We start from the raw sequence: 22,520 nt of genomic DNA on the forward strand, positions 1-22,520 counted from the left end.
CAGGCGATTGACGACGGGGACCGGGCTCGTCGGCTGCCCGCTCAGGCGCTTCGTCGTGCGGGTGCGGGCTGGATCGGCGGGATCCGATCGCAGGACGCGTGGATCGCTGCACGGATGGACGCGAGGTGCTGCAGATTCTCGTCTGCCGACCCGGCGTCCAGGAGCGGATTATAATCCCGCGCGGCGACCCCCTGACCAGTCAGCACCGCGAACCAGCTCGCGTCGCGAAACAGCTCGTCGGGCTGCAGCATCAGCCGTCCGGATGCGCGATACTGCTCGATCTTTTGGGCCAGTGCCTCGGGTAGCGGCGTGCTCTGGCAATGACGCCACATGGGTTCGTCGCGCCCTTGCGTCATGCGATAATGCAGGATCAGGAAGTCCCGCACGTCCTCGATCTCGCGCTGCGTCACGCGATTATATTGCTCGGCCAGCAATGGATCGCAGTTCGCGCGCGGGAACAGCGAGAGCAATTTGCCGATGCCCGTCTGGATCAGATGGATGCTTGTCGATTCCAGCGGCTCGAGGAATCCGCTCGACAGCCCGATCGCGACGACGTTGCCGATCCAGGCGCGGCGACGCCGGCCGGGCGTGAACCGGATCAGGCGCGGCTCGGCGGTGGGCGGGCCGTCCATCGCGTCGATCAACGCCTGGCGGGCATCCTCCGCCGACTGGAAGCGGCTGCTGAAGACGTGACCGTTGCCGACCCGGTGCTGTAGCGGGATGCGCCAGCGCCAGCCGGCCGCATGCGCGATCGCCTGCGTATAAGGCGTGATCGACGGCTCGGGGGCGGAGGGCGCTGCCCAGGCGCCGTCGCACGGCAGCCAGTCGGACCAGTCCTCGAAGCCTGCGCCCAGCGTCTGCTCGATCAGCAGGCCGCGCAGGCCGGAGCAGTCGATGAAGAGGTCTCCCGCCAGCGACGCGCCACACTCCAATGTGAGCGCGCGAACGAAGCCGCTCTCCGCATCCTGCTCGACATGGCCGACCTTGCCTTCGACACGGACCATGCCGTTCGCTTCCGCGATAGTCCGCAGGAAGCGGGCGTAGAGGCCGGCGTCGAAGTGAAACGCGTAGCCGAGCGTCGACAGCAACGAGCGCGGGTCGCCGACCGGTCGCGTGAAGCGGCGCGCGCGGGCGATGCACGTGTTGAGCGAATAGTCCTCGATCTCGGCCGCGGCTCCGTCCAGCCAAGCGCGGATCAGGCGATGCGGGAACATCGTGGCGTCGCCGGGGCCGCCATAGGTCCCGAACGGATGGAAATAGGCGCTGTCGCTGCCCTGCCAGCCGCGAAATTCGATGCCAAGTTTTACGGTCGCGCGGGTCTCGGCCATGAAGCGCGCTTCATCCAGCCCGACGAGGTTGTTGAACCAGTGGATCGTGGGGATGGTGGACTCGCCCACGCCGACCGTGCCGATCTCCTCGGATTCGACCAGCGTGATGCCGATCCCGGTCTTGGCGAGCGCGCGCGATAGCGCGGCGGCGGTCATCCAGCCGGCGGTGCCCCCACCGAGGATGACGACCCGGCGCACCGGCTCGTTCGTCACCGTCCGCACGCCCCGTCATGCGCGGTCGGATGCTGGACCGCGAGATAGACGGTGCTCCACAGCTGCGCGGCGTTGGACTCGTCGACGTCGGCGCCGCTCGCGCCGAACGGGGCGATTTGGTAACGCCCGTCCACATGGCGCCATGACCAGAGTTCCGAGCTCTGCATGCTGCGTGTGGCGTCGATCGCGTGCCACAGCGCGGATTGGGCGGCGTGGAGCCGCGCGCAGGTTGCGGCGGGCAGGTCGGTGCGCGCGATCTGGCGGGCGAGCCCCGCCGCCATCAGCGCCTGCTGCCACGACCAGATGACCGTGCCATGATAGGCGCCGGGCCCGAAGCGTGCCTGCAGCGCGGGCGGCGCGAAGACGGGATTGGCGACGAGCATTCCGGCGCCGGTCATCAGCCCGGCGGGAAACGGCCGCGCCGCGGCTTCGGTCGCACGATCGAGCATCGCCGGGGCGGGGCGGGCGAATAGCAGCGCAAACCCCTCGTCGGAATTGAGGATGGGGACAGGCTTCCCCTCGCCATCGAGCGCGATGGCGTGGAAGCGTACCGGCAGTTCCGCCACCGATGCGAGCGCCGGCGCGGCGGGAACACCCAGGCTGTCGGCGTAATGCTCGATCGCCGGGCGGGCCTCGGCGCTTGGCTTGGTCACCGCGAACAGGGCTGGGGCATGGGCCTGCCATTGCTGCACGATTGCCGGGAGCGCCGCCAGCATCGCGCGATCGTCCGCGCTCGCATAAGGCGCCAGCAGGCCTGCGCGATCGAGCGCTGCGGCGGCCTCCAGCGCGGCGGGCACCAGCACCGCGTTGACGTCGTAGGGGTAGCGGCCGCCGCCGAGCCCGTCATTGCTGTCGCGCCATTCGCCGGCATCCATCCCCGCCTTCAGCGCGATCAGGTTGCGCCACTGCGGATCGCGCGCGAACGGCTGCGCATGCGCGATCACGAAGCGGAGGTTGCGCATGAGCAGGCTGCCGAGCTGCGCCTCACCGTCATGTTCCGCCAGGAAGGCAGCGGCGCGGGCGCGTCCGCGCGGATCGTCCAGCAGCCATGCGCCCGCCACCGGCGCCAGCAGATAGGCGCTGTCGATCATCTTATAGTCGTAGACCGGCGCGGCCGAAGCGCCGTCATGGGCCTTGCGATGGTCGAGGATCGCGAATTCGCCGATATCCTCCTCGTGCGCGACGTTGCCGTCAGGCGCGAGCCGCGCCAGCACCGAGCGCAAGCCGGTCTCGACCGCCGCCGGCTTCAGCGCCGGCATCAGCAGCCGCACCGACATCAGCGTGTCGCGCCCGAAATAGGTGTTGAACCGCCACGATCCGGCGAGGAACTTCTCGCGATAGCTGAGGAACGTCAGCGCGCGTCGCGCCTTGGGGTCGACGGCGGCGCCGGGCTCGAGCAAGGCTCCGGCGGGAACGGGGGTGAGCGGCGTCTCGCCGGTCAGTGCCGTGAAGCTGAGCGCGATCATGCCATCGGGGCCGGCCATGATCGTGCCGCCCTCCAGCCCCCCATGCTTTACCGTCAGCGACAGCGCATAGCCCGGCGCGCCGTCCAGCCGATCGCGCGTCCAGCTTAGCCGGTTGCCGGCACCCCGCATCGGCGTGTCGATCGCGGATGGGGCCGTGCCGAGCGCCTGATAATCGCGCAGCACGCGCACGCTCGACAGCACCGCGCGCTTCACCGCCAGACGCGGCGTCTGCACGACGGCGCGGAACGTCACGCCGTGCAGCGGGCGCCCTTTGTCGTCCTTGGCCGTGAAGGGCTGCGGCGCCTGGTCGATCCGCCACTCGGCCGCCGTGGCCGTCGGCTCGAACCACAGGCCGACCCCGCTATTGCCGGCGGGAAAGGCGACGATCAGGCGCGGGTTCGTGCCCGAACGCAGCACCACGTGCGCTGCGACCGGGCCCGACTGGACGAAGCTGTTGAGGTTCAGCCCCTCGCGCTGGATCGCATCCGTCTCCACGCGCGCAACCGACGCGGCGCCGAGCGAAATAGCCAGCGCGAACGCGCCCAGGCGGGGCAGAAGAGCCATCAACCCTCTCATAGAAGATGCGGTGGCGGCACGCGAGCGCCGCCACCGCGTGACATCACAGCTTCAGGGTCGCGCTGACGACCGCATTCCGTCCGTAGATCGCGCGACCGTAGAAGAAGCCGTTGACGATCGTCTGCGTCTGGCCCTGGCGTGGATTGCCTTCGGTGAAACCCTTTGTGTTGGTCAGATTGTCGACGCTGACATTGATGTTGAGACGCTTCGTCGCGTTGACGCTCGCGCCGACCGAGAACACGCTGTAGCTCGGCAGCGAGATGCCGTTGCCCGCATCGGCGAAGATCTTGCCGATATATTTCCAGCGCCCGTAAATCTCGCCCAGCCCGCCCGGCAGGATGAAGGACGGCGTGACCGTCAGCAATTTCTTCGGGGTACGTTCGGGCGTGTTGCCGTCGTAGCTGCCCGGGATCACCTGATCGAACACCAGGTTGGTCAGCTTGGGATCCTGATAGACGCCCTGCACATTCAGGCTGAAGAACCTGACCGGCCGGATGTCGGCATCGACCTGAACGCCGTTGGTCTTGCTGTTCGCCAGCGCATTGGTCTGCTGCGTCGGGTTGTCCGGATTGATGAACTGGTAGGACAGGTTGCGGATGATCGTGCGGAAGCCGATCACCGATCCGCTGATGCCCGGCCACTGGAAGCGCACGCCGCCCTCGTACAATGTCAGCCCGGTCGGCTTATGCGTGCCGCCGGTATCACCGCCATTGGTCTGGAAGCCGAACGCGCCGCGCCCGTAGAGCGAGATGTGATCGGTGAGCGTGTAATTGACGCCGCCCGTATAGGCCCAGTCGCTATAGGTCGCCTTCTGGCGCGCATAGGTGCCGTCAAAGGTGCTGCCGACATCCTGATACAGGCCCGGCGTCCCCGGCAGAACGGCCGCATTGTTCGTGGCGGTGTTGCCGATGTCGACGCGGACATGCTCGCTTTCATAGCGTGCGCCGAAGTCGATGTGGAGCCGCTCGCCGATCTTCAACTCGTCGTTGAAATAGCCGGAGATCGAGTTGATCTCGTCCTTGAAGACGCCCTGGCCCCAATTGCCGTAATTGACCATGCCGTTATTGGTCAGCGATCCAAGCACGTTGCCGTCGGCGCCGAGCGCGACCACGTCGTAGACGTGCGAATCGTTGGTGACGTCGTTGACCACGGTCGCCACCGCCGACTGGTCGTTGTCGCGGCGGACATTGTAATACATGCCGCCCACGGTCAGCGAATTGTCGATGGCGCCGCTGGAATAATTCCACTTCGCGCCGAAATTGCTGCCGAAGTCGCGCGTCTTGAGCGTCTGGTGGTTGAGCACCGTCTGCTGCAGCAGGCCGTTGCCGTTGAGCGCGTTGAGCACGCCGGCGTTCGAGGCCGCGATCACCTGCTGCGTGTGGATATCGCGCAGCCCATACTGGACGGTGCCGGGGAACCGATTGGCGGCCGCCGTGAAGTATGGCACGCCATTGACGGCATAGCTCGCCAGCGGCGACGTCGTCGGATTCAGATAATTGACCGCCGACGTCAGGCCGGCAGTCCCCGAGCCGGATCCCGGGAAGATGCCGTTAAAGTCGTACATGCCGTCCAGGTAGCGGACATGGGCGAACAGGCTGACGCTCTGGTTGATGGGCTTGTCGATGTCGATGCGATAGGTGTTCGCGCGCACATGGACGCCGACCGTCGAGCTGAACCGGCGGATCGAATTGCCGGTGGCAGGGCTGTCGGGCACCGAGAAGCTGTTGAAGTATGAGCCGCCGACATCGGCGGTCTTCAGGTCCAGTCCGGGCAGGCTGCTGATGTTGCCGTTGGCGCTTACCGCGAACGGCATGTCGGCATAATAAGGATTATGCTGGTCGAGCCGCTTGTAGGTCAGGCGGATCGTGCCCCCGTCGTCGAAGCGCTTCTCGAGGATCGCCTTGACGTTGTAACCGGGAAAGCTGTTCGGCGTAGAGCGGACGCCCTTCTGCGACCAGACGTAGCCGCCGACGCTGAACGCGAGGCTGTCGGTGATCGGTGCCGAGAAATAACCGTCGGTGCGCAGGTCGCCATAGGTCGCGCCGGTGAAGCGGACCTGAGCGGTCGCCTTGTCGTAGCTGGGCTTCTGCGAGATGAAGTTGATCGTCGCGCCCGCGCCATTCGGCGCCAGCACGCCCGACGTGCCGCCTTCCACCGCCTCCATGCGGCCGATCGTGAGGTCGTTCTGGAAGTAGAAGTCGGCGCCGCCGCCGCCGTACAGGATCGGCATGCCGTCCTCTTCCAGCGTGATGAAGGTCTGCGCACCGCCGCGCAGACCACGGACCGAGTAATTGTTTGAGATCGGGCCGGCGGTCGCCTCGACGAAGATGCCGGGCACCAGCTCGAGCGTCTCGGCGGTCGAGCGCGGCGCCTTGCGGTTGATGTCGGCCTGACTGGCGAGGGTGACGTTCGACGAGGAGTCGAACAATGTGCGGCGGCCGGAGGTGTTGCCGGTGACGACGATCTCGTCGAGCGAACTGCTCCCGGCCGCGGGCGGCGTGGCGGCGGCGTCCGGCGCGCTGGCTGCCGGCGCGGCGGTCGTCGGGGCCGGTTGCTGGGCGACCGCGGGCGCGCAGACGAGCGCCGCACCGCCGGCCAGCAATGCCGACCGCATCGATCGAATATAGGGCATCACACTCTCCCGCGTTCGGAACGTGTTGACCACGATTCCTTTTGAGGTGGCGCTGCTACTCCCGTCGTCGACTAGGTTCAAACCCGCTACCGAAACGATATATCCCTGTTGCAAGATTGACACACGAAGTGAAGCAACACTTCGTTGCAAATTCACGCATCAATGCAGGGCATGTTCTCGACCCCCGATCATTTGCGCGATGTTGGCGCTAACACGTCTGATCATAGGTTCAACTGGGGGGCATTCGCGGCGCTTGCCGCAGGGACTGGCCTATCGGCGCGGCGAGAGGCCGTGATGTCGGCCGTCGGTCGGATCGCTCGGTATCCGGGTAAGGGCGATGATGTGCTTCGCCACGCCCGGCCAGAGCCGCAGCGTTTTCAGCACTAGTTCGCGCGACCAGGTTTTCTGGCCGGCGCGTTGCAGCGCGATCGAGAGGCGCAGCCGCCGCTGGAAGTCGCGCCGCAGGATCGCATGATGATCGGCAGCGCGCGCGCCCTCTCCGATGACGGCTGCAGCCACAGCGGCGCTATGCAGCGCGATCGCCATGCCCTCGCCGCAGAAGGACGGGATCACCGCCGCCTGATCCCCCAGCCGGAACGCCGTCTCCGCCGGATCGGCGCGATGCAGGAAGCCGTAGGGCACGCCTGCGATCGTCAGCGGCTTCGGCGAACATTGCTCGGCATCGCCGAGGAGCGCGGCGGCGTGCGGCTCGCGCAGCAGCGCGTCCAGCACGCCCGCCCAATTGCCGCCGAGCGCGGCCAGGCGGCTTTTCTCGATCAGCAGGCAGAGGTTCGCGACCTCGCCCTCGACCATCTGCAGGCCGGCATAACCGCCATCGAACAGGATCACGTCGATCTGGCCGTCGAGGCCCGTCCGCGCGCGCCGTGGCAGGCGCCAATAGGTCTTGAAGCCGACATAGCCGGCGTCGCAACCGGCGACGTCGCGGCCCGCACCGCGCACTTCGTGCTTGCCGCTGGCGAGGAGCAACAGGTCCGACCGTAGCTCGCCTCGCGACGTGTCGATGCGGCCCGGTGCGATCGAGCGAACCGTGAAGCCGCGCTCGATCCGCGCGCCGGCGTTGGCCGCCCGGTCGAGCAGGGCGCTGTCGAGCCGTTTGCGCGTCAGGCCGCGCGCGACGAAGGGGAGCGGCGTCTCGACCGTCCGCCGGCCGAAGGCGACCCGCAATGTGCCGATCCGCGTCGCCCCGAGATGGTCGAGGTCGAGGCCCAGCCGCGCCAGATGGTGCTGCGCCTCGATCGACAGGAATTCGCCGCAGACCTTGTCGACCGGCTCGGCCTCGCGTTCTAACAAGAGGACGGGACGCCCGGCCTGCGCGAGCAACGTCGCGGCGGCGCCCCCGGCGAGGCCGCCGCCGACGATGATTGCCTCCTTCACCGCAGCCGCCCGAGGCACCAGCGGAACGGCAGATGCCAGCGGAGCCGGACGGTGGCCCGGTCGAGCCCCGCCTGCGCGATCAGCCGCTGCCAGTCCGCGCGGGTGAAGCTGCGCGCGACCGAGAGCGCGCCGTCGTGACGGACGATCGGGTGCCATCGCGCGACCCATGCCAGCAGTCGAAACCCCTGCTGCGCGATCAGGTTACGGTGGAGATCGTTGACGAACCAGCCTCGGATCGCGCGCGCCTCCATCCAGCGGAGGAAGCGGACGATCTCGTCGTCGGCCATATGGTGGGTGACGAGCGAGGAGATGACGAGATCGATCGGCGTTGCGGGATCGATCGCGAAGGCGTCGCCGGTGACATAGTCGATCGGCAGATCATCCGGCGTCCGGGCGCGGGCGGCCGGCGCGCTGCGCGGGTTGATGTCGCAGCCGAGCAGCCGCAGTCCCGTCCGTCCCCGGAATTTGCGGGCCAGCGCGCGCAGCATGTCGCCGTCGCCGAAACCGACGTCGAGAATGGTGATGGGCGCGTCGAGCGGCACGTCGCGGAGCGCGCGTGCGACGAAGGCCAGCGTCGGCGGCCGCGCCATTGTCACCGTGTTGACCTGCGCGAGATCGGCGATGACGGCGGCGAAGGTCTCCGCCGGCAGATCGTCGGCATCCATCTGCTCAGGCTGGGTCGAACGGACGGCGAGGCGCGTCACGGGGCGGCCAGCCGGGTGAAGCGGAAGCTTTCGGCGGCCAGCCCCGGCCCGAAGGCGAGCGCGAAGCCCGATCGATCGCGATCGTCGGCCGCGCGCAGCATCGCCGCCAGCACGAACATCAGGGTCGCCGACGACATGTTGCCGAAGGTGCGCAGCACGTCGCGCGACCAGGCGAGCGCGTCGGGCGCGAGCGCGAACCCCTGTTCGACCGCGTCGAGGATCGATCGCCCGCCGGCATGGACCGCCCAGAGGTCGTAATCGGCCGGCGCCTGCCCGCGCAGCAGCCCATCGGCGGCACCATCGGCAAGCTCGGCGGCGATCGCGCGGCCGATATGGCCGGGAACCTCGCCATCCAGATGCATGTCGAAGCCCTGATCGGCGATCCGCCACGTGATCGAACCGGCGGTGTCCTTTATTGTCGCCGCGCGGAAATCGCGGAGCGCGATGCCGTGCGGCTCGGCCGTCACCAGCGTGGCGGCGCAGCCGTCGCCGAACAGCAGCATCGACAGCATGCGTTCGAGATCGTCGGTGCGCTGGAAGTGCAGCGAGCAAAGCTCGACATTGACGACGAGGACGCGCGCCGCGGGCGTCGAGCGGACGATATGATGCGCGACCCGCAGCGCGTTGACCGCCGCATAACAGCCCATGAAGCCGACCATCGTCCGCTCGACGCCGGGATCGAGCCCGATCCCCGCCATGATGATCTGGTCCAGCCCCGGCGCCATGAAGCCGGTGCACGAGGCGACGACGAGGTGCGTGATCCCGGCGCGTTCCGCGTCGCTCAGTGCGAGCGTGCCGATCGCCTCGAATGCCAGTTCGGGCGCCCAGCGTTCGTAGCGCGTCATCCGGTCGGCGGTGCCCGGCCAGTCGCCGAGGCCGTAAAAGCCATCCCGATCGGTGAATTGCCCGTCGGGCAATCGGATCGGCTCGAGAAACGAGAAGCGGCGCTCGATCCCGGCGCGTGCGACCATCCGCTCGAACACCTGGCGGCGCTTGGCATCGGCGATCGTGCCGGCGACATACTCCACGAATGCTTGGTGCACCTGATGCGGCGGCACCGCCGTGCCGATGCGGTTGATGTGCGCGACGGCGGTCATGCCCGGCCGCCGATCAGCACCGCGTTAAGCCCGCCAAAGGCGAAGCTGTTCGAGACGAGATGGTCGTAGCCGATCGGCGTCGCGGCGAGCGCCAGCGGAATGTCGCACGCCGGATCCGCCCCGCGATGGTTGAGGATCGGCGGCGCCACGCCGGCCACGAGCGCGCGCAGCCCGAGCACGAATTCCAGCGCGCCCGATCCGCCGATCAGGTGGCCGTGCGCCGACTTGGTCGCGATGACGAGGCTCTCGCCTAGCGCTTCGCCGTAGACCGCCCGCAGAGCGGCCGCCTCGGTCGCGTCGTTGAGTCTCGTGCCGGTGCCGTGGCTGGAGATTAGCACAGGCACATCGAGCGCGAGCCCGGCATCGGCATGCGCGGCGCGGATCGCCGCCTCGATTCCCGTCTGATCGGGCATCGTGATGTGCGCGGCGTCGCTCGTCGCACCATAGCCGATCAATTCGCCATGGATCGTGGCGCCGCGCGCGACCGCCCGGTCCCATGCCTCGAGCACCAAAACGGCCGCGCCTTCGCCCAGCACGAGGCCCTGCCGGTCGATCGAGAAGGGGCGGCAGTTGTCGTTGGCCATTGCCCCCAAGGATGCCCAGGCGACCCACGATCCCAGCGTCAGGCAGGCCTCTCCGCCGCCGGCGATCACGACATCGGCGCGACCGGCGCGGATCATGTGCATCGCCTCGCCGATCGCGTGGGCGGACGAGGCGCAGGCGCTGGCGATCGTCAGCGCGGGGCCATGCACGCCGAACAGCATCGCGAGCTGGCTGGCGGGCGCCGAGATCATCGCGGTCGGGATCGTCTGCGGATGCACCTTCGTCTGGCCGCGCTCGTAGAGCCGGCGATAGCCGCTGTCGGAGGTCTCGTTGCCGCCGCTGCCGCAGCCGATCATGATCGCCGTCCGCGTATCGAGCACCGGATCGCCGATCAGGCCGGCCGCGTCTATCGCCTCGGTCGCCGCGACCACGACGAAGCGCGAAAGCGGATCGAGCTGGCCCAGCACGCGGCGGTCGAACCGGGCTTCGATCGCGGACGGATCGAGCGCGGTGACGGGCGCTGCCGGACCCGTCATCCGCGCCGTTTCACCGCGCGGCAGCGCGAAGGGGGCGATCGCTCCGTCGCCATCGACGGCGCGCGCCCAGGTCGCGTCGACCCCCTGGCCCAGCCCGCTGACGCACCCCATCCCTGTAATCGCGACGCGGATGGTCAAACCGCCGCGACCTTCGCCATGATGATGTCGACGAACTGGCCGAGCGTTTCGGCCGACGCCACGTCCTCGGCCTGGATCTCGACGCCATAACGGTCCTCGATCGCGAACAGCACGCTCACCACGTCGAGCGAGGCGATGTCGAGCGAGGCGAGCGTCGCATCGGGAACCAGCTTGGCCTCGTCGATCCGTGCCTCCTGCGCGATGATGGCAACGATCTCGTCGCGTGCTGGCGGCATGCTCAAATCCCTCTCCCACGGGCAGGTTGTGGGCCGCCATTACACGCTCACGGGCATTATCCCTATGCCGTGCGCGCTGCCATCGTCCTGCTATTTCAGGACATCGAAGACCTGCAATGCCGCGGGCGCATCCTTGTCCTTGCGCCGCATGACATAGATGCGGTGGTTGGCCGGCACGTAGAGCGAGGTCTTGCCCGACAGCGACGGATCGGTTTCCAGCAGGCTCGCATGGCCCTGCTTGTCCACGGCGTAGCGGCTCATGCCGGTGTCGCCCGAAAGGTAGAGAATGCCGGCGCCGCGATCGAACGACACACTGTCGGACGTCTCGGTGCTGGGCAATGTCTGCGTCACTGTCTGGGTACGGGTGTCGACGACGTTGAGCATGCCCGGAGCGCGCGACCCGACGAACAGGTGGCCGCTGGCCGGATCGAATGCCAGCGGCACGTTGCGATGCAGCCCCGCGGGCGACGAGATCGAGACGGTGCCATCGTCGAGGCTGATCGTGGCAATACCGTCCTTGTCCCGCGCGCTGACGAACAGCCGCCGCGATTGCTCGTCGAGGATCAGCCCCTTGAGCGTGGTCGCCGGCACGGCGTAGCGCGCGAGGATCGCGAAGTTTTCGGTCGAGATCGTCGTGACGAGCGATCCGGTCGCGCCCGGTGCCGGGTCGCGGCTGCTGACATAGAAGATGTGACGGCGCGGATCGAGCAGGCCGGTATCGGGCTTGGGACCGACCTCGACCCGCGCGACGAGGCCGAGATCGGGGTCGAGGATCTTCACCGATCCGTCGGCTCCGTCGGCGACGAACAGATGCTGTCGTGCGATGTCGATCGCGACCTTGTGCGGCGATCCGACCGGGCCTCCGCGACGCACCAGCGCGCCCGATCGCAGATCGAAGACGTACATCGCCGCGCCGGCCTCGGCCGACACATAGAGGCGGTTATGCGGCACGTCGGCGGCAAGCTGGTCGAAATCGCCTTCCGGCATTTCCGGCAGCGGCGTGACGGCCACCGGATGGTATGGCGACGCCGTGGCGGGGAAAATTGCGAAGGCCGCAGCGCCGAGAGCGATCAGAACCGGTCGAGAAAGCATGGGGTCTCCGCGCTTGTGTGGTGAGGATGCGCGCGGCGCGGTCGCGAACCGCGCGCATCACGCATTATGCTCCGGCGAACAGCGCCGCACGTGAAGGAATGCGATGCGCCAGCTGGTCGCGGATCTTGATCGAGCGACGCAGCACCGCCGCCTGATCGTCGCCGGGATGATAGGGATACATCAGCCCCAGCGCGCCGATGGCATGCGCCTTGGCGTCGCGCATCTGGACCAGCACGCCGATCCGCACCCCATCCTTCTGCACTTCGACCAGCGGCTTGCCGGTGTTCATCACGCCGAGATCGTCATCGCCCGATACTTCGCCGAGATCCTTTGGCAGCTTGGCGGCGACGACGACGTTCTTGGCATTGTCGGGCGGGGTGACGTGCATCAGCACGTCGAGCATATCCGGGTTGGCCTGCGCGACCTGATCGGCCAGGTGCTGGGCATGCGGGTAGGGGGCGGCCTGCGCGACGGCCGGCAGGGCAAGAAAGCCGGCAAGGCCGGCTGCGATCATCAGCCTGCTGCGAACGGCTGCGGAGCGGCCGCGCGGGGCGGCAGCGACCGTGTCGGGCGTTGCGGGGACGAAGCCGAGGCGACGAAAGATCATCCGATTTGTCCTTGTGCAGGATGCTGACGGCGCTGAGGTAGGGACCGCCGGACAGGCTGTCGCCGCCTGCGAAAGACATTGGGAAGAAGTAATTTCGAGCGGCCGTGGATGCGGACTTGTTGCCGGCGACGTATCGGTTGCAACATTGGGAAAACTTAAGACGACCGTATCGCGGGCGCTGCTAAAGGCGTCCGTACCTCGAACGGCAGGCCAATGCGGATATTTGTTGCGGAAGACGACCACGACACGGCCGAACTGATCGGTCGGGTGTTGGTCGGCGAGGGCCATGAGGTCGAGGTCGCGCGCACCGGCGAGGGCGCCGCGGTGCGCCTGGTGTGCGAAAGCTTCGACGTGGCGATCCTCGATCGCATGCTCCCCGGCAAGGATGGGATGACGGTGCTTGCCGAAGTCCGCGGAGCCGGCATGCCCCTGCCGATCCTGATGCTCACCGCGCTGGGAAGCATCGCCAATCGGGTCGAGGGGCTGGAGGCTGGCGCCGACGATTATCTGACCAAGCCGTTCGCGATATCCGAACTGATCGCACGGGTGAACGCGCTGCAGCGCCGGGCGGCCGGCGGGCTGGGCGTGCCGACGCGGCTGCAGGTCGGGCCGATCCACATGGACATCCTTCGCCGCGAAGTCGCGATCGGCGGTCGCGCCGTCCCGCTCCAGCCGCGTGAACTGCGCCTGCTCGAGGAGCTGATGCGCAATCCGGGCCGCGTGATGACCCGCGCGATGTTGCTGGAGAAGGTCTGGGGGCTTCATTTCGAGCCGCAGACCAACCTCGTCGAAACGCATATGAGCCGGCTGCGCTCGAAGCTCGGCTTCGCCGGCGTCAAGGATCTCATCGAGACCGTTCGCGGATCGGGTTACCGGCTGAAGGCCGAAGCATAAGTGGCGCGCAGTGCCGCTCTTCGGATCGCGCTGGCCTATTCGCTTGCGTTCGCGCTGGCGATCGCGCTGCTGGGCGTGACCGTCTATTGGACGGCGCATCACGCGTTGCGCGGGCAACTCGACGATCGGATCTCCGCCGAGATGAGTTCGCTCATCAGCGAATATCGGCAGGAGGGGGAGGCTGGCCTCCGCGACGTGATCGCCCGGCGCGAGACCGCGCGGGCGACCAACGACATGGGATATGGTCTGTTCGCCCGCGATGGGCGGCGCATCGCCGGCGCCATCCCCGCCGGCCCGCCGACGCGGGGATGGCAGACGCTGGCGATGCACGATCTTTCGGACGATGCCGATCCCGCGCGTGCGCTCGCGGTCGATATTGCGCCGGGGCGGCGGCTGGTGGTCGCGGCCGATTGGGATGCGCTCGACCGCACCGACCATCTGATCCTGTCGCTGCTGGCGGCTGCGCTTGCCGCGACGATCCTGATCGGGACAGGAGGCGCTATCCTGCTCGCCAACTTCATCCGTCGGCGCCTCGCGATCATCGCCGGGACGGCCGAGGGCATCATGGCGGGCGATCTCAGCCAGCGCATTCCGCTCGGACCGCGCAACGATGAGTTCGATCGGCTCGCGGCCCTGCTGAACGCGATGCTCGATCGCATCACCGCTTTGCTCGAAAACCTGAAGCAGGTGTCGAGCGATCTGGCGCACGACCTGCGCCAGCCGCTCACCCGGTTGCGCAATCAGCTGGAGCAGGGGCTGGAATCGGGGCAGAGCGAACGCTCGCTGGAACGGGCGATCGAACAGACCGATCAGGTGCTCGGCCTGTTCGGGTCGCTGCTGCGCTTGTCGGAGATCGAGGCGGGCAAGCTGCGGCAGGCCTTCGGCAACGTCGATCTCGGTCGACTCGCTGCCGATCTCGGCGAAAGTTATTGTCCCGCGATCGAGGATGGCGGCCGGGCATTCGTAGCCGACGTCGAGGAGACGCCGCCCCTCGCCGGCGATCGCGAACTGTTGTCGCAGGCGCTCATCAATCTGCTCGACAATGCGCAGATCCATACACCGCCCGGCACGGCGATCCGGCTGAAGGTCGAGACGCTTCCCGACCGGATCCGCATCACGCTGAGCGACGACGGACCCGGCGTCGCGCCCGAGGATCGCGTGCGGATCGTCGGCCGCTTTACCCGGCTCGATGCGAGCCGGCACGTTCCCGGCCACGGCCTGGGGCTCAGCCTCGTTTCCGCCATCGCGACGATCCATGGCGGATCGCTGCGGTTTGAGGACAACCATCCCGGCCTTGCCGCGATTTTGGAGTTTCCGCGATGAAGCGCGCCGCGCTGCCGCTCGCGCTCGCGTTGGCCGGGTGCCAGCATTACGCCTCCGCGCCGCTGGCGGTCGTGCCGCCGCTGGCATCGTCGCCCGCCCAACTCGCCGGGGCCGACACCAACGGACCGCTCGATCTGGACGCGGTCGTCCGGCTGGCGCTGCTCAACAATCCGGATCTCAAGGCGGCGCGTGCCAAGCGCGGGCTGGCGACGGCCGGACTGATCCAGGCGGGCATCCTGCCCAATCCGTCGCTGTCTGCGGCCTTCCTGCCGTTGGTGTCGGGCGTCGGCGTGGCTCCGGCATGGAGCGTCGGCCTCACGCAGGATCTCAAGTCGCTGATCACCTACTCGTCCAAGCGGCGCGCCGCGAAGGACGTGTCCGGCCAAGCTGCCGCGGATCTGTTGTGGCAGGAATGGCAGGTCGCCGGCCAGGCGCGCCAACTCGCCGTCGACCTGATCGGCGCGCGGGCGCAACGGCCGGTGGCGGACCGCCTCTATACGATCATCGCCGCGCGCAACGCCGCCGCGCAGAAGGCTCTCGCGTCGGGCGATCTCACCTTGGTCACGGCGGCGCCCACGGTCGCGGCCCTGCAGGCGGCACGAACCAACCGCGATGCGGTCGATCAGCGGCTGCTGGATCTGCAGCACCGGCTGGACGCTTTGCTGGGGTTGTCACCCGATATCGTGCTCGATCTCGTCCCGCAGCCGGTATTGCCGCTGTTCGATCCCGCGACGATCCAGGCCGGACTGGCCACCCTGCCGTCGCGGCGACCCGATCTGCTCGCGCTGCGGCTGGGCTATGCCGCGCAGGAGGAAGCGATGCGTCAGGCGATCCTCAGCCAGTTCCCCGATCTGATCCTCGGTGGTTCGACCACCAGCGACTCCAGCCGCGTGGTCAATGTCGGGCCGGAGGGCTCGATCGGCCTGCCGATCTTCGATCGCGGCCAGGGCACAATCGCGATCGCCCGCGCCACGCGCGAGCAACTCGCCGCCGAATATGCCGCCCGGCTGGCGACCGCCGCCGGCGAGGTGGGCGCCCAGCTCGCCGAGATGGACCAGCTGCGCCAGCAACTCGCCATCGCCGAACGCGACCTGCCCGCTGCGCGCCTTGCCGCCGATCGCGCCACCGCGGCGCGCGGCCAGTCCGCGATCGAAGAGTTCGCTTTCATCGATCTCATCAACACCCGCTTCACGAAGGAACAGGAGGTCATGACGCTGCGGCTGTCATTGTTGGATCGTCAGATCGCGCTGCAAACCCTGCTCGGCGCCGGCCTGCCGCAGGTGGACGTGCTGCCGATGACGCTGCCGGTGGGGGCGCGGCCATGAAGCGTCTTTCGCCTGCACTCTTTCTGGCGCTTGCAGCATGCGGCAGCGCGAGCGACCCGGTCGCCACGCCCAGCACCGCCGTGTCCACCGTCGCGCCGCAGCAGGGCGATGTCACGCGGTGGGTGAGCGCCTATGGCTCCGCAACGCCCGCGTCGAACGGCACGATCACGCTCAGCGTGCCGCAGGCCGGACAGGTCGTGAAGCTGGCCGTCTCGCCGGGCAACACGGTCCATGCCGGACAGCCGATCGTGATATTCGCGCTCGCCCCGTCGGCGCAGGCGAGCTTTGAAAGCGCATCGACCCTCGTCGCGACGGCGAAGGCGCAGCGCGCGACCACCGCCCGGCTGCTCGACCAGCAGCTCGCCACGCGCGATCAGCTGGCGCAGGCGGACAAGGCGCTGGCCGATGCGCAGGCGGCGCTGGCCGCGGCCCAGCGCGAAGGCGCCGGCCAGGCCATGCAGACGCTGCGTGCGCCGTTCGACGGCATCGTCACCACCATTCCGGTCGCGCAGGGCGATCGCACCCAGCCGAGCGCACTGCTGGCGACGGTGGCGCGCAAGGGCGGCATCATCGTCACGATCGGGCTCGACCCGACCGAACGCGCCGTCCGCGTCGGCCAGCCGGCGCGGCTGCGGCCGCTGGATGGCGGCGCGCCGATCGACGGCCATGTGCTGCGGATCGACGGCCAGCTCAACGCGACGACGCATCTGATCGACGTCGACCTCACCTTCCCGGCAGGCGCCTTGCTGCCGGGCCAGGCGCTGAAGGCCGATATCGCCGCCGGCAGCATGAAAGGGTGGATCGTGCCGCATGCGGCGGTCGTCACCGACGAGAACGGCGCGCATGTCTTCCAGGTGGCGGGCGGCAAGGCGCGCGCCGTCGAGGTGACGGTGGTGCAGACCGCCGCGGATCGTGACGTGGTGACCGGCAAGATCGACGCATCGCAGCCGCTGATCGTCGATGGTGCCTATCAGGTCGAGGAGGGCGGGGCCGTCCGCCGGAGCAAGTGATGGGCGCGCTTGGGTTCATCGAGCGCCAGTCGCGCGCGATCATCGTCGTCGCGATCGCGCTGGCGCTGGCCGGCGTCGCCGCCGCCTTGACGCTGCCGATCGGCCTGTTCCCGCAAGTCTCGTTCCCGCGCGTCGTGGTCGATCTCGATGCCGGCAGCCGGCCGGCGGACCAGACGGCGATGCTCGTCACCCGCCCGATCGAGCAGGTGCTGCGCACCATTCCCGGCGTGGCGGACGTGCGATCGGAAACGACGCGCGGATCGGCGCAGATCTCGGTCGATTTCGGCTGGGGCCGCGACATGGTGGCCAGCACCCTGCTGGTCGATGCCGCGGTCGCGCGCGCTTTGCCTGATCTTCCGGCCAGCACCGCCTACAATGTGCGGCGGATGGATCCGACGGTCTTCCCGATCATCTCCTACGCCCTGATGTCGGATCATGGCGATCCGGTCGCGCTCAAGGATTTCGCGACCTACCAGATCACGCCCTTGCTCTCGTCGATCACCGGCCTCGCGCGCGTCGACGTGCAGGGTGGCGACACCGCCGAGGTCGAGGTGCTGGCCGATCCCGGCCGGTTGGCCGCGCACGGGCTGGCGATGGCCGATCTCGCGACGGCGATCCGCAACGCCAACGTGCTCAGCGCCGTCGGCCAGGTGCAGGATCGTGGGCGCTTGTCGCTGGTGATCGCCGATCGCTCGATCACCAAGCCGGCCGACGTGGCCGACATCGTCGTCAAGACCGCGCCGGAAGGCATCGTCCGCGTGCGCGACGTCGCCAACGTGCAGGCGGGCGTGCTGCCGGTGTGGCGGCGCGTGGTGGAGGATGGCAAGCCTGCCGTCCTGTTCAACATCTACGAACAGCCCGACGGCAATGCGGTGCAGATCGCGCGGACGGTCGCCGCGCGGCTAGCGGCGATGCAACTGCCGCCCGGCACGCGGCTGGTGAACTGGTACGACCAGAGCGAGCTGGTGACGGAATCGGTCGCCAGCGTGCGCGATGCCGTGCTGATCGGCCTGGTGCTTGCCGCCGCCGTGCTGCTGCTGTTCCTGAAGAGCCTGCGCGTCACGCTGATCGCGGCTTTGGTTGTGCCCGCGACGCTTGCGAGCACGGTGCTGGTGCTCGCCATCTTTGGCATGAGCTTCAACATCATGACGCTGGGCGGCATCGCTGCCGCCGTCGGCCTGCTGATCGACGATGTGATCGTGATGGTCGAGCATATCGCGCGGCGCGCTGGTGCGACCCAGTCGGATGGCACGGTTCCCGGCGCGGCGGCGGTGATGCCGGCTGCGCGCGAGTTCCTGGCGCCGCTCACCGGCTCCAGCCTCGCGACTTTGATCGTGTTCCTCCCGCTCTCGTTCCTGACCGGCGTGACGGGTGCCTTTTCCAAGGCATTGTCGGTGACGATGGCCGCCGCGCTGGCGATTTCGTGGGCGATGGCCGCGTTCGTCGTGCCGTTGCTCGCCCGCCGTTTCATCGATTTCTCCAAATGGCACGATCCCGGCGCGAACGGGGGCGGGCGGTTCGGCGATCTGCATCTGCGCGCGATCGATCGACTCGATTGCCGGCCGTGGCTGCTGGTGCCGGTGCTGCTCGTGCTGCTCGCGATCGGCTACGTCGCCTCTGCCCGCGTGCCGACCGGCTTCATGCCCAAGGTCGACGAGAGCGGCTTCGTCATGGATTATTATACGCGGCCGGGCACCTCGCTGGACGAGACCAGCCGCGAGATGGCGCAGGTCGACGCGATCCTGAAGGCCAATCCCGACGTCCTGACCTTCTCGCGCCGGCTCGGCACCGGGCTCGGCGGCGATCTCGGCCAGAGCTATCACGGCGACTATTTCGTCCGCCTCAAGCGCGACCATGCCAAGCCCACCGAGGAGGTGATGAGCACCGTGCTCGCCCAGGTGCAGGCGCAGGTGCCGGCGGTGGAAGTGGAGCTTGCCCAGCTGATGGAGGATCTGATCGGCGATCTGACGGCGGTGCCGCAGCCGATCGAGGTCAAGCTCTTCTCGGCTGATCCCACCCCACTTCGTGCACAGGCCGAGAAAGTCGCCGCATTGATCGGCAAGATCGACGGGGTGGTCGAGGTCAAGAGCGGGCTCCAGCTCGCGGGCGACGCGCTCGATGTTCGGATCGATCCGATCCGCGCCGGCTTTCAGGGCAGCAGCCCGGCCGACATCCAGAGCGCGCTGAACGATGCGCTGACGGGCGCGGTCGCCACGTCGCTGCCGCACACCGACAAGGTGGTCGACGTGCGTGTGCGACTGCCCGGTGCGGTCGGCATCACCGAGGACGAGCTTGCACGCCTGCCGATCCGTGCGACCGACGGCCACATCTTCACCCTGTCGCGCGTCGCCGATATCGTGCCGGTACGCGGCCAGCCCCAGATCGCGCGCGAGAATCTGGAGCCGCTCGTGGCGGTGACGGGCCGGATCGAAGGCAGGGGCATGGGCGCGGCGGTGGCCGACGTGAAGAAGGCGCTCGACCAGCCGGGCGTCCTCGCGTCGGGCATACGCTACGAACTGGGCGGGCTCTACCAGCAGCAGCAGATCGCGTTCGCCGGCCTCGCCAAGGTGTTTGCGGCTGCGCTGGTGGCGGAGTTCGTGCTGCTGCTCGTCCTGTATCGGCGGTTTGCGACACCGTTCATCATTATCGCCTCGTCGCTGCTGTCGACGACGGCGGTGTTCACCGCGCTCTGGCTGACCGGCACCGAACTGAACATCACGGCGCTGATGGGCATGACGATGATCATCGGCATCGGCACCGAGATGGCGATCTTCTACATGTCCGAATATGAGGAACTGCGGCACACACTCCCGGTAGCCGAGGCGGCACGAGCGGCTGCGGCCAACCGGCTGCGGCCGATCACGATGACGACGCTGGCCGCGATTCTTACATTGCTGCCGCTCGCGCTGGCGATCGGGCAGGGGTCGGGCATTCAGCAGCCGCTGGCGATCTCGATCATCGCCGGCCTGATCCTGCAATATCCGCTGGTGCTGATCGGCATGCCGACGATGGTGCGGCTAGCGCGGTAAGATCGCGAGGCTGGCGGCGCTACCGCCGCCAGCCCGCCCTCGTTCAGTGCGCTGCGTAGTAAGCGATGAGGTCGTCCATATAGTCGCGCCCGCGGTAGAGCGCGTCGGCCGAGATCCGCTCGTTCAGGCCGTGCGTGCCTGCGGTCGCGGGATCGTTCCACAGGCCGGGAATGCCGTAGGTCGGCACGCCGATCCGCGCGAGATGCGTGGCGTCGGTCGCGCCCGTCGCCTGGATGGGCATGACCGGCACGCCGGGGAAATGCTTCGCCCCGATCTGCTCCATCGGCTTCAGGATCGCCGGATCGAGCGGCGGGGGCACCGCGACCGGACGTTCTGCGATATCGCTGCGCAGCACCTTGATCTCGGGATCGACGATCACTCGCTCGATCGCTGCCTTGGTCTCGTCCGCGGTCTCGCCCGGCACGATCCGGCAGTTGACCGAGGCGGTGGCGCGCTGCGGCAAGGCGTTGATCGCGTGGCCTGCCTCCAGCAGCGTCGCGACGCATGTGGTGCGGATGATCGAATTGAGGCTGGGATCCGCGGCGATCACGGCTTGCGCCTTCGCATCGTCGGGCTGCGCGGCCAGCCGCTCCATCGCGTCGCCCACCGCATCCTTTCGCATCGCGCCCACCTTGGCGAAATAGGCTCGCGAGACCGGGTTGAAATGGATGGGGAATTGCAGCGTGCTGAGCTTGGTCAGGCCCGACGCGAGGCGATAGATCGCGTTGTCGGGGCGCGGCACCGAGCTGTGGCCGCCCGGATTCGTCACCTCTAGCACGAAGTTGCGCGGCGATTTCTGGCCGACTTCCACGCCGAGCGTCTCGGGGCCGCCATTCGGCGCGGTCTTGCCGCCGCCGCCCTCGTTGAAGGCGAAGCCCGCCTTCAGCAGCTCGGGGCGGTTCGCGACGAGCCAGCCGGCGCCGTTCAGCACCTTGGCGTTGCTGCCTTCCTCGCCGCAGGTCAATGCGAGCTTGACCGTCCGGCGCGGGTGGAACCCCGTCTGCTTCCAGCGGATCAGCAGATCGGAGAAGATCGCCGCTTGCGCCTTGTCGTCGCTCGTGCCGCGCCCGTAGAAATAGCCACCTTCCTCGATCAGCTTGAACGGGTCGCGCACCCAATCCTCGCGCTTGGCTTCGACGACGTCGATATGCGCGAGCAGCAGCATCACCGGCTCAGCCTTGTCGCTGCCGCTCCACGTCGCGACCAGGCCGCCGTCGCGGGGGCGGCCGGGCGGCACGTAGAGCACCAGTTGATCGTCGCTGAAGCCGGCCTTGCGCAGCCGGCCGGCGATCTGCTCGGCCGCCTGCGTGCAGCTTCCAACCGACGACGTCGTGTTCGTCTCGACCAGTTCCTTGTAGAGATCGCGGAACGCGGTCTGGTCCGGGCGCAACGGCGCCGCCGGCGCCAGCGAGGGGCAGCAGGCGATTGCCAGCGATGCGGTCGCGAGAAAGCTGGACAGGCGTGATTTCATCGGCCTCGTATCTCCGTATAGCGCAGCGAAGGTAGAGCGCATCCGTCCGGAAAATGAAATGGCGCGATGCTCTTTGCGGCCCGGCGATTCAGGCCTTGTGACATTCACTCTATCTTTTCGGGCCCGAGCGCCTATATCAGGAAGGCTTACGTCGCGTGCGACGGATATTGGGCCTGCAAGGCTCCCTTTGTCCCTTTCTAGCCTCACGAAGCCGGGATACGCCGCGGTTGGCGCATGCCCGTCATACATGGGACAAAGGATACCCATATGATCACCGGAACCGTCAAGTTTTTCAATGCCGACAAGGGCTATGGCTTCATTGCGCCCGAGACTGGCGGCGACGATGCGTTCGTGCACATCAGCGCCGTCGAGCGTGCCGGCATGCGCACGCTGGATAAGGATCAGCGCGTTTCGTACGAGCTGGAAACCGACCGTCGCGGCAAGACCTCGGCAGTGAACCTGCAGTCGGCCTGAAGAAGGCTGGCTGGCGGACGCCTTCGGCCCTGATCGGGCCGGGGGTTCCGCGAGCGTTTTTCGACCATGGGCGGCGCGCCGGTTACGGCTGCGCGCCGCGCTATGTCGTCGGTCGGAGATCGAGCTGATCGTATCCGCCTGAACGCGCCTGCGGGGCGAGGCGCAATGCCTCGCCCGCTTTTCTTGAGGAACATCTGCTATGTCACGAGCCTTGAACCTCGATGCAACCGAGGCGCAGGTCACCCGCATGTGCGCGAAGCACAATGCGGAGATCAGCTGGATTGAAACCCTGTATTCTGGTGGTACCCGCGTCGTGCTCAAGAACGGCGATGCTGCAGCAACGGTTCGCCGGGCCTATGGGGCGAAGGTTCTGACCGGGCCGGTGACGCGCGCGCCGACCCGCATGGGACGATCATAAATAGGGATAGCAA

Annotated in this window: 18 protein-coding genes; 7 read left to right on the forward strand and 11 right to left on the reverse strand. The window is 67.9% G+C overall.

Annotated features, from left to right (window positions below; genetic code table 11):
• Positions 1–41 precede the first annotated feature (41 nt).
• The 10 genes from K8P63_RS07335 to K8P63_RS07380 all read right to left on the reverse strand — a co-directional run bounded on the left by K8P63_RS07335 (position 42) and on the right by K8P63_RS07380 (position 12,563).
• A complete protein-coding gene (locus K8P63_RS07335; protein WP_223799163.1) occupies positions 42–1,541 on the reverse strand; it encodes a tryptophan halogenase family protein in 1,500 nt (499 codons plus the stop codon).
• The gene (locus K8P63_RS07340) at positions 1,538–3,571 is read right to left on the reverse strand and encodes a glucosidase family protein (RefSeq protein WP_223799164.1); all 2,034 of its coding nucleotides are present in this window, start codon (positions 3,569–3,571) and stop codon (positions 1,538–1,540) included. The genes K8P63_RS07335 and K8P63_RS07340 overlap by 4 nt, the downstream gene beginning before the upstream one ends.
• A 55-nt stretch (positions 3,572–3,626) precedes the next feature.
• Positions 3,627–6,215, reverse strand: coding sequence for a TonB-dependent receptor (locus K8P63_RS07345; RefSeq protein WP_223799165.1), 2,589 nt, complete (start codon positions 6,213–6,215; stop codon positions 3,627–3,629).
• Positions 6,216–6,485: 270 nt separating this feature from the next.
• A complete protein-coding gene (locus tag K8P63_RS07350; protein ID WP_223799166.1) occupies positions 6,486–7,610 on the reverse strand; it encodes an NAD(P)/FAD-dependent oxidoreductase in 1,125 nt (374 codons plus the stop codon).
• Positions 7,607–8,314 (reverse strand): methyltransferase domain-containing protein, encoded by a 708-nt coding sequence (locus tag K8P63_RS07355; protein ID WP_223799167.1) that lies wholly within the window; start codon positions 8,312–8,314, stop codon positions 7,607–7,609. The genes K8P63_RS07350 and K8P63_RS07355 overlap by 4 nt, the downstream gene beginning before the upstream one ends.
• Complete coding sequence (locus K8P63_RS07360; protein WP_223799168.1) at positions 8,311–9,411, reverse strand: type III polyketide synthase; 1,101 nt, start codon at positions 9,409–9,411, stop codon at positions 8,311–8,313. The genes K8P63_RS07355 and K8P63_RS07360 overlap by 4 nt, the downstream gene beginning before the upstream one ends.
• Complete coding sequence (locus K8P63_RS07365) at positions 9,408–10,628, reverse strand: beta-ketoacyl-[acyl-carrier-protein] synthase family protein (RefSeq protein ID WP_223799169.1); 1,221 nt, start codon at positions 10,626–10,628, stop codon at positions 9,408–9,410. Before K8P63_RS07365 ends, K8P63_RS07360 begins: the two co-directional genes overlap by 4 nt.
• The gene (locus tag K8P63_RS07370; RefSeq protein WP_223799170.1) at positions 10,625–10,864 is read right to left on the reverse strand and encodes an acyl carrier protein; all 240 of its coding nucleotides are present in this window, start codon (positions 10,862–10,864) and stop codon (positions 10,625–10,627) included. The genes K8P63_RS07365 and K8P63_RS07370 overlap by 4 nt, the downstream gene beginning before the upstream one ends.
• Before the next feature lie 90 nt (positions 10,865–10,954).
• A complete protein-coding gene (locus K8P63_RS07375) occupies positions 10,955–11,956 on the reverse strand; it encodes a YncE family protein (protein ID WP_223799171.1) in 1,002 nt (333 codons plus the stop codon).
• A gap of 64 nt (positions 11,957–12,020) precedes the next feature.
• On the reverse strand, positions 12,021–12,563 hold the full coding sequence (locus K8P63_RS07380) for a hypothetical protein (RefSeq protein WP_223799172.1): 543 nt from the start codon (positions 12,561–12,563) through the stop codon (positions 12,021–12,023).
• A gap of 213 nt (positions 12,564–12,776) precedes the next feature.
• On the opposite strand from K8P63_RS07380, the gene K8P63_RS07385 reads away from it, so the two are divergent.
• Genes K8P63_RS07385 through K8P63_RS07405 form a run of 5 tightly spaced genes read left to right on the forward strand, consistent with a single transcriptional unit; the run spans position 12,777 to position 20,144 of the window.
• Complete coding sequence (locus K8P63_RS07385) at positions 12,777–13,457, forward strand: response regulator transcription factor (protein ID WP_223799173.1); 681 nt, start codon at positions 12,777–12,779, stop codon at positions 13,455–13,457.
• Positions 13,458–14,780, forward strand: coding sequence for a HAMP domain-containing sensor histidine kinase (locus K8P63_RS07390; protein WP_223799174.1), 1,323 nt, complete (start codon positions 13,458–13,460; stop codon positions 14,778–14,780).
• Complete coding sequence (locus K8P63_RS07395) at positions 14,777–16,105, forward strand: TolC family protein (RefSeq protein ID WP_223799175.1); 1,329 nt, start codon at positions 14,777–14,779, stop codon at positions 16,103–16,105. Before K8P63_RS07390 ends, K8P63_RS07395 begins: the two co-directional genes overlap by 4 nt.
• On the forward strand, positions 16,102–17,115 hold the full coding sequence (locus tag K8P63_RS07400) for an efflux RND transporter periplasmic adaptor subunit (RefSeq protein WP_223799176.1): 1,014 nt from the start codon (positions 16,102–16,104) through the stop codon (positions 17,113–17,115). Before K8P63_RS07395 ends, K8P63_RS07400 begins: the two co-directional genes overlap by 4 nt.
• Entirely contained in the window at positions 17,115–20,144 is a 3,030-nt protein-coding gene (locus tag K8P63_RS07405) for an efflux RND transporter permease subunit (RefSeq protein ID WP_223799177.1), read from the forward strand. The genes K8P63_RS07400 and K8P63_RS07405 overlap by 1 nt, the downstream gene beginning before the upstream one ends.
• Before the next feature lie 43 nt (positions 20,145–20,187).
• Here the strand turns inward: K8P63_RS07405 and K8P63_RS07410 are convergent, their stop codons facing one another.
• Complete coding sequence (locus K8P63_RS07410; protein ID WP_223799178.1) at positions 20,188–21,615, reverse strand: M20/M25/M40 family metallo-hydrolase; 1,428 nt, start codon at positions 21,613–21,615, stop codon at positions 20,188–20,190.
• Between the two features lie 267 nt (positions 21,616–21,882).
• Between K8P63_RS07410 and K8P63_RS07415 the strand changes: the two genes are divergently transcribed.
• Together K8P63_RS07415 and K8P63_RS07420 are read left to right on the forward strand one after the other, a co-directional pair.
• Entirely contained in the window at positions 21,883–22,089 is a 207-nt protein-coding gene (locus K8P63_RS07415) for a cold-shock protein (protein ID WP_223799179.1), read from the forward strand.
• Positions 22,090–22,288: 199 nt separating this feature from the next.
• Positions 22,289–22,507, forward strand: coding sequence for a hypothetical protein (locus K8P63_RS07420; protein WP_223799180.1), 219 nt, complete (start codon positions 22,289–22,291; stop codon positions 22,505–22,507).
• Positions 22,508–22,520: the final 13 nt, after the last annotated feature.

Source organism: Sphingomonas nostoxanthinifaciens, from assembly GCF_019930585.1.
GTDB classification, from domain to species: Bacteria; Pseudomonadota; Alphaproteobacteria; order Sphingomonadales; family Sphingomonadaceae; genus Sphingomonas_I; species Sphingomonas_I nostoxanthinifaciens.